The organism is Rosenbergiella sp. YN46 (assembly GCF_036620675.1).
GTDB lineage: Bacteria > Pseudomonadota > Gammaproteobacteria > Enterobacterales > Enterobacteriaceae > Jejubacter.
The window spans coordinates 57,000-69,773 of record NZ_JAZHEE010000012.1; the positions used below are offsets into that span (position 1 = coordinate 57,000).

Consider the following 12,774-nt stretch of genomic DNA (forward strand, 5'->3'; position numbering starts at 1 on the left):
TGTGGCCGGTAGATAACTAATCATAGCGCGCAGAATATAAGGTTCACAGAGAAAACATCGAAATATCAGCCTATAACATTTCTTACGCGGTTTCGCTTGTGGCAAACTGCTGTTTATATCAGGACGAGGCGGCTGCCAGCTCCTGCCGCTGAATATCGAGACAAGAGAGTGTATGAGATGAAATGGCTTTGTTCTGTAGGCGTTGCCGTAGGGCTGGCGCTTCAGCCGGCGCTGGCCGACGATGTAATCGGTAATCACCCTATGACGCCACAGGCGCGGGACGCGTTTGTCAGTTCCCTGCTAAAGAAGATGACCACCGACGAGAAGATTGGCCAGCTGAGACTTATCAGCGTGGGGCCGGATAACCCGAAGGAGGCCATCCGTGAGATGATAAAAGAGGGCCAGGTCGGGGCGATTTTTAATACGGTGACGCGTCAGGATATCCGCGCCATGCAGGATCAGGTGATGTCCCTCAGCCGCCTGAAAATTCCGCTGTTCTTCGCCTTCGATGTGCTCCACGGCCAACGTACTATTTTCCCTATCAGCCTGGGCCTGGCGTCCACCTTTAATCTGGATACGGTCAAAACCGTGGGGCGAGTATCGGCATATGAAGCGGCGGACGACGGTCTGAATATGACCTGGGCACCTATGGTTGATGTTTCGCGCGATCCGCGCTGGGGACGAGTATCTGAAGGCTTTGGTGAAGACACTTACCTGACTTCCGTCATGGGGCGCGCTATGGTCGAGGCGATGCAGGGCAAAAGCCCGGCGGATCGCTATTCGGTGATGACCAGCGTTAAGCATTATGCCGCCTACGGCGCAGTTGAAGGCGGTAAAGAGTACAACACCGTGGATATGAGCCCCCAGCGTCTGTTCAATAACTATCTGCCACCCTATAAGGCCGGTCTGGATGCCGGTAGCGGTGGGGTGATGGTGGCGCTTAACTCCATCAACGGCACGCCCGCCACCTCTAATAGCTGGCTGCTGAAAGAGGTGCTGCGTAAAGAGTGGGGCTTTAAGGGGATTACGATTTCCGATCATGGTGCCATTAAGGAGCTGATTAACCACGGCGTTGCCGGCGATCCGCGGGACGCGGTACGGGTGGCGCTCAATGCCGGCGTCGATATGAGCATGAGCGACGAGTATTACAGCAAATATTTGCCGGAGCTGGTGAAGAGCGGCGAAGTCACTATGGAAACTCTGGACGACGCGACTCGCCACGTGCTGAACGTGAAATACGATATGGGGCTGTTTAACGACCCTTATAATCATCTGGGCCCCAAAGAGTCAGATCCGAAAAACACCAACGACGAAAGCCGCCTGCACCGTGAAGAGGCGCGTGCCGTCGCTCGTGAAAGCCTGGTGCTGCTGAAGAACCGCCTGGAGACGCTGCCGCTTAAAAAGTCTGGCACCATCGCAGTAGTGGGGCCGCTGGCGGACAGTCAGCGCGACATTATGGGGAGCTGGTCGGCGGCCGGGGTAAAAGAGCAGTCGGTGACCGTACTACAGGGCATGAAGAATGTGGTTGGCGATAAGGCGAAGATCCTCTATGCCAAAGGGGCCAACATTACCGATAACAAAGGTGTTGTCGACTTCCTTAACCTGTATGAAAAAGCGGTTCCGGAAGATAAGCGTTCGCCGCAGCAGATGATCGATGAAGCGGTAGCCGCCGCGAAGCAGGCCGATGTGGTGGTGGCCGTGGTGGGGGAATCCCAGGGGATGGCTCATGAAGCCTCCAGCCGTACCAGCATCGGTATTCCCCAAAGCCAGCGCCGCCTGATTGACGCGATGAAGGCCACGGGCAAGCCGCTGGTGCTGGTGCTGATGAACGGTCGCCCGCTTTCGCTGGTGCGGGAAAATCAGCAGGCGGATGCCATGCTGGAGACCTGGTTCGCTGGCACTGAAGGGGGCAACGCCATCGCCGATGTGCTGTTTGGCGACTACAATCCTTCCGGTAAGCTGCCGATGTCTTTTCCGCGCTCGGTGGGACAGATTCCGGTTTACTACAACCATCTGAATACCGGACGTCCCTATAACCCGGAACACCCGAACAAATACACTTCGCGCTACTTCGATGAAGCGAACGGCGCGCTGTTCCCGTTCGGCTTTGGTCTGAGCTACACCACCTTTTCGCTGTCGGACGTGACGCTGTCGGCACCGACCATGACCCGCGACGGCAAAGTTACCGCCAGGGTTACGGTCAGCAATACCGGCAAACGGGAAGGGGCCACGGCGGTACAGATGTATTTGCAGGATGTCACCGGCTCTATGAGCCGTCCGGTAAAAGAGCTCAAGGCATTCAAAAAAGTGAATCTGAAGCCTGGCGAAAGCCAGAGCGTGAGTTTCCCCATCGATGTCAATGCGCTGAAATTCTGGAACGCGCAGATGAAATACGACGCCGAGCCGGGTAAGTTCCGGGTTTACATCGGCCAGGACTCCGCCCGGGTCAGGCAGGCGGAATTTGAACTAAAATGATATCACGGGGCCGAAAATAGCGGCCCCGCTGTTTTTTTACGCGATCGAATCGTGACGGAACCGCAATTGTATGGGCTCCGCTGGTCACATTCGGCGTTTTTCGTCCATGCTTTGATATCACCAATAACAAAAAGTGAGAGGAACGGGATGAAAATGGGGAAATGGCAGGGATGGACAGTGGCGCTGGGATTGATGTTGAGCGCGGCTTCGGTCGGCGCGGCGCAGCCGGTGACGGTGGGCTCCAAAATCGATACCGAAGGTTCGCTGTTAGGCAATATTATCCTGCAGGTGCTGGAAAGCCACGGCGTGAAAACCGTGAATAAACTCCAGTTGGGAACCACCCCGGTAGTGCGCGGCGCTATTACCGCCGGCGAGCTGGATATCTATCCGGAATACACCGGCAATGGCGCGCTGTTCTTTAAAGATCAAAACGATCCGGTGTGGAAAGATCCCGCCAGGGGCTATCAGAAAGTCAAAACCCTTGATGCGCAAAAAAACCAGCTGGTCTGGCTGACGCCGGCTTCGGCCAATAACGGCTGGACTATCGCGGTACGCCAGGATCTGGCCAACGACAACAAGCTGAATTCTATGGCGGATCTCAGCCGCTATCTGAAAGAGGGCGGCGAATTTAAGCTGGCGGCCTCGGCGGAATTTATCGAGCGTCAGGATGCGTTGCCAGCCTTTGAGAAAGCCTATGGATTCAAGCTTAAACCCGATCAGCTGCTGTCACTGGCCGGGGGGGATACCGCGGTGACCCTGCGGGCGGCGGCGCAGCAGACTTCCGGCGTTAACGGCGCCATGGCTTACGGCACCGACGGCCCGGTTGCCGCGCTGGGTCTGAAAACCCTGAGCGACCCGCAGCGGGTTCAGCCGGTCTACGCTCCGGCGCCGGTAGTGCGCGAAGCGGTGATTAAGGCATATCCGCAGATGGCGCAGTGGCTGGATCCGGTATTCCGCGCGCTGGATGAGAAAACGCTCCAGCAACTGAATGCGAAGATCGCTGTAGAAGGCGTCGATGCAAAACAGGTCGCCGCTCAGTGGCTGCGCGATAAAGGGCTGGTGGGCGCTCAGGGCTGATGCTGCGCTGTTATAACCGCGTCACGCTGCTGTTATGCGTCCTGATGCTCCTGGCGCTGGCGCTACCTTTTGCCAGCTATGCCCCTAATCGGCTGGTTTCCGGTGAGCCGCTCACGCTGTTCGCGCTGCCGGGCGGGCCCGCTCTGTGGCTGCTACCCGGGCTGGGGGGGCTTTTGGTGTTGCCTTTCATTGCCCAGCGCCCCCGCGTTCTGGGGCTGACGCTGCTGTGGGGAGAAGTGCTGTTTTTGCTGCTGCTGCTGCAGCTTGGCCGTAGCGCTGACGAACTGGCGGGACAGGGGAGCGCTATCGCCCGAACGTCGCCAGGCGGCGGGTTCTGGCTGTTGCTCGCCCTGTGTTTGCTACTGTGTCATGACGCCACGCGTCGCCTGACCCGGCGCCCGGTGCTGCGCTGGCTGCTGCAGGCGCAAATCTGGCTGTTACCGCTGCTGATGCTGGCGGCCGGTCGCTTTGATGAACTCTCGCTGCTTAAAGAGTACGCCAACCGGCGGGCGGTGTTCCATGACGCTTTCTGGCGCCATCTGCTGCTGGTTATCGGTACTCTGATTCCGGCGCTACTTATTGGCGTGCCGCTGGGGCTGTGGTGTCGGCGTCGGCCCGGATTACGCGGCCCGGTATTCACCCTGCTCAATATTATCCAGACCATTCCTTCCGTCGCCTTATTCGGCCTGCTGATAGCGCCGCTGGCGGGACTTTCCCGCGCCTGGCCCTGGCTGGGCGAGTTGGGTGTTTCCGGCACCGGCCTGGCGCCGGCGCTGATTGCCCTGGTGCTCTATGCGCTGCTGCCGCTGACGCGCAGTGTGGTGGCCGGGTTGGATCAGACGCCGCGCCAGGTGATGGAAAGCGCCCGTGGAATGGGGATGTCCGGCGCGCGAATTTTCTGGCAGGTGGAGGTGCCCCTGGCGCTTACAGTACTGCTGCGCGGTATGCGTCTGGTGGCGGTTCAGACGGTGGGTATGGGCACCATCGCCGCGCTTATCGGCGCCGGGGGCTTTGGCGCCCTGGTGTTCCAGGGGCTGCTCAGTAGCGCGCTGGACCTGGTGCTGCTGGGCGTGATCCCGGTGATCGCTATGGCGGTACTGGTGGACGGGATATTTAACCTGATTATTTCCAGACTAAAGGCCACAACCGATGATTGAGTTTAACGGCGTCAGTAAATATTACGACGGCGTGGCGGCGGTCAGCGACCTCAACCTGCGCTGCCCGGAAGGCGCCTTTACCGTGCTGTTGGGCAGTTCCGGTTCCGGGAAGTCGACCACGCTGAAGATGATCAACCGACTGGAGCCGCACGATAGCGGTACCCTGCTGTTCGGCGGCCAGGATGTGCGCAGCATCGAGGTAAAAAGCCTGCGGCGGCGTATTGGCTACGCCATCCAGTCGGTGGGGCTGTTTCCCCACTGGACCGTGGCCCGTAATATCGCCACGGTTCCCGCCCTTCTGGGCTGGGATCGCGCCAGAATTGAGGCGCGAATCGACGAACTGCTGGCGTTGCTGGGCCTTGAGGATGGCCGGTTTCGCAACAGTTATCCGCACCAGCTTTCCGGTGGTCAGCAACAGCGGGTAGGGGTTGCCAGAGCGCTGGCGGCCGATCCGGAAGTGCTGCTGATGGACGAGCCTTTTGGCGCCCTGGATCCCGTGACCCGTAGCGCGCTGCAGCAGGAGGTACGACGCATCCATCAGTTACAGGGGCGAACTTTTGTGCTGGTGACTCACGATGTGGACGAGGCACTGCTGCTGGCGGACAGGCTGGTGGTGATGGATCAGGGGAAGGTGATACAGCAGGGGACGCCCGCTGAACTGTTGAGCCATCCGGCTACGCCTTTTGTGCGCGATTTCTTCGGCGGCAGCGAACTGGGGGTGCGCCTGCTGGCGCGGCGTACCGTGGCGCAATGGCTGCGCCCCGGCGAGTGGCTGGAAGAAATGGAGCCCGTTGATGAACAAATGACGCTGCGCGAGGCGCTCTCAAGGTTTATCGAGCTGGGCTGCCAGCGATTGCCGGTACAGTCGGCGGACGGCGAGCGACTTGGCGTGCTGCATTTTTGCGATCTGGCGGCGCAGGAGCCGACGCTATGAGGTGGCTGCGCGAACCCATTTTCTGGCTGCTGCTGCTGTCTGGCGTGCTGCTCTACGGGCTGCCGTACAGCGAACCGCTGTTTCGCTGGCTGTTTCCGGATCTGGCTAACCCGCTGTGGCGCCAGCAGAGTTTTGCCTCTCTGGCCCTGGCGCATCTGACGCTGGTGGCGGTGTCTGAACTGGTCGCCGTGGCCGTCGGGCTGGGACTGGGGCTGGCGGTAAGCCGTCCTGGCGGCCAGGAGTTTCGTCCTGTGGTGGAGACTATTGCCGCCGTAGGGCAGACTTTTCCGCCAGTGGCGGTACTGGCGGTGGCGGTGCCGGTGATGGGATTTGGCGCGCTGCCGGCGCTTATTGCGCTGGCGCTGTACGGGCTGTTGCCGGTGCTCCAGGGAACGCTCGCCGGGCTGGCGGTGGTACCCACCGAAGTCAAACAGGTGGCCAGCGGCGTGGGGATGGGGCCATGGCGGCGATTATGGCAGGTGGAGCTGCCGCTGGCGGCGCCGGTGATTCTGGCTGGCGTGCGAACGTCGACAGTGATCAATATAGGAACGGCGGCCCTGGCTTCGACGGTCGGGGTCAACAGTCTGGGTACGCCTGTGATTATCGGCCTGAGCGCCTTTAATACGGCGTATGTGTTGCAGGGAGCGTTACTGGTGGCGCTAATGGCGATAGTTATCGATCGCGCGTTCGGGCTGTGTCTGCGTCGGCTCAGCCGCCATGCAGAATGATGGAGTAGCCTGCCAGCATTACGCCGCTGATGCCACCCAGAGCCAGCACGACCATGGCGCCAATAATGACGATTTTTCCTGGTTTCATCCGTTACCTCTTAATGTTAACAGACGGATTGTAACCTGAAACGACCGGGTTAACACAGCATTACGTGCCTGATAAACGGAAGGGGCAGTAAGTTAATCGCCCGCATCGGTGATACACTGCCGCCCCGCGTTTTTGTATTCTGAAGGCTTTATGCTAAGTAATGACGTTCTTCGTAGCCTGCGCTACATCCTGAAAAACAGTAACACCGATCTGTTGCGCATCCTGGCGCTGGCGGATACCGAAGTCAGCGCTCAACAGCTGGCGCCATGGCTGAAGAAAGAAGACGATGAAGGTTTTGTCCGCTGCCCGGATATCGTTCTGTCGGCCTTTCTTAATGGTCTGATTTACGATCGGCGCGGAAAGATCGAAAGCGCTCCTCCGCTGGCGGTGGAGCGCCGCATTAACAACAATATCGTGCTGAAAAAGCTGCGTATCGCCTTCGCCCTGAAAACCGACGATATCCTCGCCATTCTGACCGAACAGAAATTCCGGGTTTCACTGCCGGAGATCACCGCGTTTATGCGTGCGCCGGGTAATAAAAACTACCGTGAATGCGGGGATCAGATGCTGCGCTATTTTCTGCGCGGGCTGGCAGCTCGTTTGCATAAGGCGTAGTTCTTCCACTTCCCCCTCACCCTAACCCTCTCCCCCTAAAGGGGAGAGGGGACTGGGCGTTCCGGGGAGCTGGTTTGTACTAAAAGGGGATAAGGGGTCAGGAAGGTGCTGGTTTTCTCCCTCTCCCTTTTGGTGTGTGCGTTCCGGGGAGCTGGTTTGTACTAAAAGGGGATAAGGGGTCAGGAAGGTGCGGGCTTTTTCCCTCTCCCCTTTGGAGTGTGCGTTCCGGGGAGCTGGCTTGTACTAAGAGGGGATAAGGAGTCAGGAAGGTGCTGGCTTTCTCCCTCTCCCCTTTGGGGTTGGCGTTCCGGGGAGCTGGCTTGTACTAAGAGGGGATAAGGGGTCAGGAAGGTGCTGGCTTTCTCCCTCTCCCCCTTTGGGGTGTGCGTTCCGGGGAGCTGGTTTGTACTAAAAGGGGATAAGGGGTCAGGAAGGTGCTGGCTTTCACCCTCTCCCCCTTTGGGGTGTGCGTTCCGGGGAGCTGGCTTGTACTAAAAGGGGATAAGGGGTCAGGAAGGTGCTGGTTTTCTCCCTCTCCCTTTTGGGGAGAGGGCTGGGGTGAGGGGGATCACTTCACCTGCTGACCAGGCTTAGCGCCGTTATCCGGGCTTAACAGGAAGATATCCTTTCCCCCGGGGCCGGCGGCCATCACCATGCCTTCCGATACGCCGAAGCGCATTTTGCGCGGCGCCAGGTTGGCGACCATAATGGTCATGCGACCAATCAGCGCCTGGGGATCCGGATAGGCGGAACGGATGCCAGAGAAAATATTGCGCTTCTCGCCGCCGATATCCAGGGTCAGTCGCAGCAGTTTATCGGAGCCTTCAACAAACTCGGCGTTTTCGATAAGGGCGATACGCATGTCCACTTTGGCGAAGTCGTCAAAGGTGATGGTTTCCTGAATCGGGGCGTCCGCCAGCGGGCCGCTAACCGGCTTCGCGGCGCTTGCCTTCACCTCTTCTTTCGACTCTTCGATCAGGGCGTCGACCTGCTTCATATCAATGCGGCTATACAGCGCCTTGAACGGATTAACCTTATGGCTGAGCAGCGGCTGTGCAATGCCGTCCCATGTCAGTTCAACATTCAGGAAAGCCTCTGCGCGGGCGGAAAGGCCCGGAAGAACCGGCTTCAGCCAGGTCATCAGCACCCGGAAAAGGTTGATCCCCATAGAGCAGATGCGTTGCAGCTCGGCGTCGCGGCCTTCCTGCTTCGCCACCACCCACGGCGCTTTTTCGTCAACGTAACGGTTGGCCTGATCCGCCAGCGCCATAATTTCGCGCACCGCGCGGCTGAATTCGCGTTTTTCCCATGCCTCGCCGATGCTTCGGGCGGACTCGACGAAGCTCTGATACAGCTCGGGAGAGTCCAGTTCAGCCGACAGTTCGCCGCCGAAGCGTTTGGCGATAAAGCCCGCATTACGGGACGCCAGGTTAACGACCTTATTGACGATGTCGCTGTTGACCCGCTGAACGAAGTCTTCCAGGCTGAGATCGATATCGTCGATACGCGGCGACAGTTTAGCGCTGTAGTAGTAGCGCAGGCTGTCAGCATCGAAATGCTTCAGCCAGGTGCTGGCCTTAATAAAGGTGCCGCGTGACTTGGACATCTTGGCACCGTTGACCGTCACGTAGCCGTGAACAAACAGGTTGTTTGGCTTGCGGAAACCGCTGCCTTCCAGCATCGCCGGCCAGAACAGGCTGTGGAAATAGACGATGTCTTTACCGATAAAGTGATAGAGCTCGGCGTCGGAATCTTTTTTCCACCAGTCGTCGAAGTTCAGATCGCTGCGTTTGCCGCACAGGTTCTTAAACGACCCCATATAACCGATGGGCGCGTCCAGCCAGACGTAGAAATATTTGCCCGGCGCCCCTGGAATTTCAAAACCGAAGTAGGGCGCATCGCGGGAGATATCCCACTGCTGCAGGCCGGACTCGAACCACTCCTGCATCTTATTGGCGACCTGCTCCTGCAGTGCACCGGAACGGGTCCAGGCCTGCAGCATTTCGCTAAAGGCCGGCAGATCGAAGAAAAAGTGTTCGGATTCGCGCAGCACCGGCGTGGCGCCGGAAACCACCGATTTTGGTTCGATCAATTCAGTGGGGCTGTAAGTGGCGCCGCACACTTCGCAGTTATCGCCATATTGATCCGCCGCTTTACATTTCGGGCAGGTGCCTTTCACGAAACGATCCGGCAGGAACATACCTTTTTCCGGATCGTAGAGCTGGGAGATGGTACGGTTTTTAATAAAACCGTTCTCTTTCAGTCGCTTATAGATAAGCGACGACAGCTCGCGATTCTCTTCACTATGGGTGGAGTGATAGTTGTCATAGCTGATATTGAATCCGGCGAAGTCGGTCTGATGCTCCTGGCTCATCTCGTCGATCATCTGTTCCGGCGTCACGCCGAGCTGCTGCGCTTTCAGCATGATAGGCGTGCCGTGAGCATCGTCGGCGCAGATAAAGTTGACCTCATGGCCGCGCATTCGCTGGTACCGTACCCAGACATCAGCCTGGATGTGCTCCAGCATGTGACCGAGGTGGATGGAGCCGTTGGCGTACGGCAGGGCGCAGGTTACCAGTATTTTCTTTGCGACTTGGGCCATAGTGACAATAAATCTTTCGTTGTAAAAGGGGGATTGATAGTACCAGAAGGGAATTCGAGTCAAAAGCGATGGCGGGCTAAATTATTTCCGCTAGCGGCTTGCGAGGCTTCGGGCTGTCAATCCCGGGCGCGCCATATGTATAATTGACGCATACAGTCTGTGAATGTCCGCAGACGACAACCACTACCTACAAAAGGAGTCGGGATGAATTCGCAATCCCCGGCCGGTTCTCCGGAAGCCCTGCGCGCCATGGTCGCCGGAACGCTGGCTAATTTTCAACATCCAACGTTAAAGCATAATCTCACTGCCCTGAAGGCACTGCGCCACGTGGCGTGGCTTGACGATACCGTCCATATCGAACTGCAAATGCCTTTTGCCTGGAACAGCGGCTTCGAGGCGCTGAAGGCTCAGTGCAGTCCGGAACTGCTGCGGCTGACTGGCGCTCAGGCCATTGACTGGAAGCTGAGTTACGGCATCGCTACCCTGAAACGGGTGAAAAATCAGGCGGGTATTAATGGCGTGAAGAATATTATTGCCGTTAGCTCCGGTAAGGGAGGGGTAGGAAAATCCTCTACGGCGGTAAACCTGGCGCTGGCGCTGGCGGCGGAAGGGGCGAAGGTCGGGATTCTGGATGCCGATATCTACGGCCCTTCGGTTCCCACCATGCTTGGCAGCGAGCATGAGCGCCCAACGTCACCGGATGGCACTCATATGGCGCCAGTCATGTCCCACGGTCTGGCGACCAACTCTATCGGGTATCTGGTCACGGACGATAATGCCATGGTCTGGCGCGGCCCGATGGCCAGCAAGGCGTTGATGCAGCTGCTGCAGGAGACATTGTGGCCGGAGCTTGATTACCTGGTGCTGGATATGCCCCCGGGCACCGGCGATATTCAGCTGACGCTGGCGCAAAATATCCCGGTCACTGGCGCGCTGGTGGTCACCACGCCGCAGGATATTGCGCTTATCGATGCGAAGAAAGGCATCGTGATGTTCGAGAAGGTGGAAGTACCGGTGCTGGGTATCGTCGAAAATATGAGCGTCCACATTTGCAGCAACTGCGGACATCACGAGCCTATCTTCGGCACCGGCGGTGCGCAGAAACTGGCTGAAAGCTATAACACCACGCTTCTGGGGCAGATGCCGCTGCATATTTCGCTGCGTGAGGATCTCGATCGCGGTGAACCGACGGTAGTCAGCCGTCCTGACAGTGAATTTACCCACCTTTACCGCCAGCTCGCCGGAAAAGTGGCGGCCCAGCTATACTGGCAGGGCGAAGTTATCCCTGGTGAAATCGGCTTCCGCGCCCTCTGATTGATATATAGCAGGTTATCTGGTCGGGTGACCTGCTATTCTCTATACAAATCTTGACGTTTTATCTATACAATTCTTGACGCTTTGTCCGGCAGTTCTGTGGGGCATTGAGATAAATCTTGCTATTTTGTGGATTATTTTTTTTGATTATGTAATTAAAATGATCAAAAGAATAAGAAAACACGATAATTACCGTCATTTTTCTCATCCTGGCGTAAATTTGTTTGAATTACCTCAAAAGGTGTATTAAAAATACTATTTATTAGATTATTCCCAAAATCGGTTTAATGAATATGTGCAACGCCAGAAGCTGCTGCGCAGAGTAGGCCTGGAGCGAATATCAGTCCATAAACGCTAATACGAAGAATAATTCCATGAGTAACTATTATTTACTAAACAATGTACGGTTCCTGCCCCGGGAACGTACTCTGTTTAATGATGAAAGCGGTGAAAAAGTCGTTCTGACAAATATTTCAGCTAAATGTTTGTTATGCTTTTGTGAGCGTTATGAGAAGCTAATTAGTCATGATGAACTGATTGAGTTTGTCTGGGACGTTCAGCATAAGACGGTACAGTATAATTCTCTGTATCAGGTGTTACTTATTTTACGACGTTCGCTGGCTCAGGTGGGGTTGAGTCAGGAGATGATTCGTACCCTGCCGCGTAAAGGATTCATTATGGGCGGCATTAAACTGGAACAATATACGGGGGATGAGTCCCCGGAGGTGGCCCGGCAGAGCGGTAGCGAGGCGCTCGCCGTTGTGAAGGCCAGCATTGCCCAGGACGAAACGGTAGATAATGGCGAGTTACAGCCGGTACTACAGAGCATCGAAGCCCCCTTCAGTGAGATAAAACCACCAATAACGTCAGGTATTACGCTGCATTTATCCGTAGCGTCGTGTCTGGCTGTGGCTGTGCTCCTGTTGGTGGCTCTGGTCGCAGTATGGCAGTTCTTTCCCTCCAGTAATCGTAATTTTTTTAGGGGTTATGAGGTAGCGAAAGATGCCCCGGGTGCCGGGATCTGCACCTGGCTATATAACAGCGATGCCTCCAGCTTTGAGCGCCACCGACAGTTTAGTGCCGACCACCCGGAATTGTGTAATGAGCAGGAGGCGATTTATGTCACGGCTTATACGACTTCCCGTAAGATTTCCGCCGTTGCCTGTAGCAACAGCCTGACCACGGCCAGCCGTCAGGCGCATTGCCTTTCCTGGTATTATCCTAATCGCTCAACGCTAAAAGACTCACTGTAATGAAGAAAAAACATAAAATCGTGATTAGCGCCGCTGCTTTTTTTTGTCTGGCTATTGTGGCAATCCTCTATTTCTATCAATCACCTTCACGCAGAAATAATACCTTTGTCTGTAGCGCCCGGGTGGTGATAAGAAATGAAGGATACACACTGTACTCCCTGCTTAGTTTTCACCTTGGCCGTGGTGATGGCGTCGCCGCGCTGTCCGGATATATGGAGGATCCACAGCACAGGGAAACGGCGATCAACCGCTATATTCACTTCAGTGAATTGGATCGGGATGAGGGGAAACAGCTGCAAAGCGAGAAGATCATTCCAGCTTCTAATGAGAGCGTTTCGGCAGATGCGCTGGCCGGGATACTTCCTGATTTTTTTGTCGAAAAAGGGCATCTGTTAAATTTGCGGCGTACCTGGGCCGGGGAAAACAGCATGATGATTCTGGTCTCTGGTTTTCCGGCAATTCTTTGCGATTAAATCTGTTTCTGCGGCCCCCCTTCTGGAAACGAGATAAGCTCCGATTCCAGAAGGAGGG

Annotated in this window: 11 protein-coding genes; 9 read left to right on the top strand and 2 right to left on the bottom strand. The window is 56.6% G+C overall.

The annotated features are described in order from the left end of the window. Positions 1 to 177 precede the first annotated feature (177 nt). The 5 genes from bglX (at position 178) to V3W49_RS11220 (ending at position 6,371) form a co-directional block, all read left to right on the top strand. The gene (bglX, locus tag V3W49_RS11200; protein WP_500145490.1) at positions 178 to 2,475 is read left to right on the top strand and encodes a beta-glucosidase BglX; all 2,298 of its coding nucleotides are present in this window, start codon (positions 178 to 180) and stop codon (positions 2,473 to 2,475) included. Positions 2,476 to 2,667: 192 nt separating this feature from the next. Next, positions 2,668 to 3,552 (top strand): glycine betaine ABC transporter substrate-binding protein OsmF, encoded by an 885-nt coding sequence (osmF, locus tag V3W49_RS11205; protein WP_500145551.1) that lies wholly within the window; start codon positions 2,668 to 2,670, stop codon positions 3,550 to 3,552. Then, positions 3,552 to 4,709 (top strand): ABC transporter permease, encoded by a 1,158-nt coding sequence (locus V3W49_RS11210; protein ID WP_500145492.1) that lies wholly within the window; start codon positions 3,552 to 3,554, stop codon positions 4,707 to 4,709. The genes osmF and V3W49_RS11210 overlap by 1 nt, the downstream gene beginning before the upstream one ends. After that, positions 4,702 to 5,643 carry an ABC transporter ATP-binding protein gene (locus V3W49_RS11215; RefSeq protein ID WP_500145494.1) on the top strand — a complete coding sequence of 314 codons (942 nt, stop codon included), beginning with the start codon at positions 4,702 to 4,704 and terminating at the stop codon, positions 5,641 to 5,643. Before V3W49_RS11210 ends, V3W49_RS11215 begins: the two co-directional genes overlap by 8 nt. After that, positions 5,640 to 6,371 carry an ABC transporter permease gene (locus V3W49_RS11220; RefSeq protein ID WP_500145495.1) on the top strand — a complete coding sequence of 244 codons (732 nt, stop codon included), beginning with the start codon at positions 5,640 to 5,642 and terminating at the stop codon, positions 6,369 to 6,371. The genes V3W49_RS11215 and V3W49_RS11220 overlap by 4 nt, the downstream gene beginning before the upstream one ends. Here the strand turns inward: V3W49_RS11220 and V3W49_RS11225 are convergent. Further along, positions 6,352 to 6,459 (bottom strand): YohO family small membrane protein, encoded by a 108-nt coding sequence (locus V3W49_RS11225; RefSeq protein ID WP_500145497.1) that lies wholly within the window; start codon positions 6,457 to 6,459, stop codon positions 6,352 to 6,354. The genes V3W49_RS11220 and V3W49_RS11225 overlap by 20 nt on opposite strands. A gap of 150 nt (positions 6,460 to 6,609) precedes the next feature. Between V3W49_RS11225 and V3W49_RS11230 the strand changes: the two genes are divergently transcribed. Beyond that, positions 6,610 to 7,074: a YehS family protein gene (locus V3W49_RS11230; RefSeq protein ID WP_500145498.1), complete on the top strand. Its 465-nt coding sequence runs from the start codon at positions 6,610 to 6,612 to the stop codon at positions 7,072 to 7,074. A 568-nt stretch (positions 7,075 to 7,642) separates the two neighbouring features. Here V3W49_RS11230 and metG read toward each other — a convergent pair. Beyond that, the gene (gene metG, locus V3W49_RS11235) at positions 7,643 to 9,676 is read right to left on the bottom strand and encodes a methionine--tRNA ligase (protein WP_500145500.1); all 2,034 of its coding nucleotides are present in this window, start codon (positions 9,674 to 9,676) and stop codon (positions 7,643 to 7,645) included. A 204-nt stretch (positions 9,677 to 9,880) separates the two neighbouring features. Here metG and apbC point away from each other — a divergent pair, with 204 nt between their 5' ends. The 3 genes from apbC to V3W49_RS11250 all read left to right on the top strand — a co-directional run bounded on the left by apbC (position 9,881) and on the right by V3W49_RS11250 (position 12,716). Beyond that, entirely contained in the window at positions 9,881 to 10,990 is a 1,110-nt protein-coding gene (gene apbC / locus V3W49_RS11240; protein WP_500145501.1) for an iron-sulfur cluster carrier protein ApbC, read from the top strand. 374 nt (positions 10,991 to 11,364) lie between these two features. Further along, the gene (locus V3W49_RS11245; RefSeq protein ID WP_500145502.1) at positions 11,365 to 12,243 is read left to right on the top strand and encodes a winged helix-turn-helix domain-containing protein; all 879 of its coding nucleotides are present in this window, start codon (positions 11,365 to 11,367) and stop codon (positions 12,241 to 12,243) included. Then, on the top strand, positions 12,243 to 12,716 hold the full coding sequence (locus tag V3W49_RS11250) for a YqeJ family protein (RefSeq protein ID WP_500145504.1): 474 nt from the start codon (positions 12,243 to 12,245) through the stop codon (positions 12,714 to 12,716). The genes V3W49_RS11245 and V3W49_RS11250 overlap by 1 nt, the downstream gene beginning before the upstream one ends. Positions 12,717 to 12,774 lie beyond the last annotated feature (58 nt).

What these genes read in the sequence shown, in the direction of transcription:
- bglX (WP_500145490.1), top strand. Translation starts at nt 178, where the DNA reads ATGAAATGGCTTTGTTCTGTAGGCGTTGCCGTAGGGCTGGCGCTTCAG.
- osmF (WP_500145551.1), top strand. Translation starts at nt 2,668, where the DNA reads ATGTTGAGCGCGGCTTCGGTCGGCGCGGCGCAGCCGGTGACGGTGGGC.
- V3W49_RS11210 (WP_500145492.1), top strand. Translation starts at nt 3,552, where the DNA reads ATGCTGCGCTGTTATAACCGCGTCACGCTGCTGTTATGCGTCCTGATG.
- V3W49_RS11215 (WP_500145494.1), top strand. Translation starts at nt 4,702, where the DNA reads ATGATTGAGTTTAACGGCGTCAGTAAATATTACGACGGCGTGGCGGCG.
- V3W49_RS11220 (WP_500145495.1), top strand. Translation starts at nt 5,640, where the DNA reads ATGAGGTGGCTGCGCGAACCCATTTTCTGGCTGCTGCTGCTGTCTGGC.
- V3W49_RS11225 (WP_500145497.1), bottom strand. Translation starts at nt 6,459, where the DNA reads ATGAAACCAGGAAAAATCGTCATTATTGGCGCCATGGTCGTGCTGGCT.
- V3W49_RS11230 (WP_500145498.1), top strand. Translation starts at nt 6,610, where the DNA reads ATGCTAAGTAATGACGTTCTTCGTAGCCTGCGCTACATCCTGAAAAAC.
- metG (WP_500145500.1), bottom strand. Translation starts at nt 9,676, where the DNA reads ATGGCCCAAGTCGCAAAGAAAATACTGGTAACCTGCGCCCTGCCGTAC.
- apbC (WP_500145501.1), top strand. Translation starts at nt 9,881, where the DNA reads ATGAATTCGCAATCCCCGGCCGGTTCTCCGGAAGCCCTGCGCGCCATG.
- V3W49_RS11245 (WP_500145502.1), top strand. Translation starts at nt 11,365, where the DNA reads ATGAGTAACTATTATTTACTAAACAATGTACGGTTCCTGCCCCGGGAA.
- V3W49_RS11250 (WP_500145504.1), top strand. Translation starts at nt 12,243, where the DNA reads ATGAAGAAAAAACATAAAATCGTGATTAGCGCCGCTGCTTTTTTTTGT.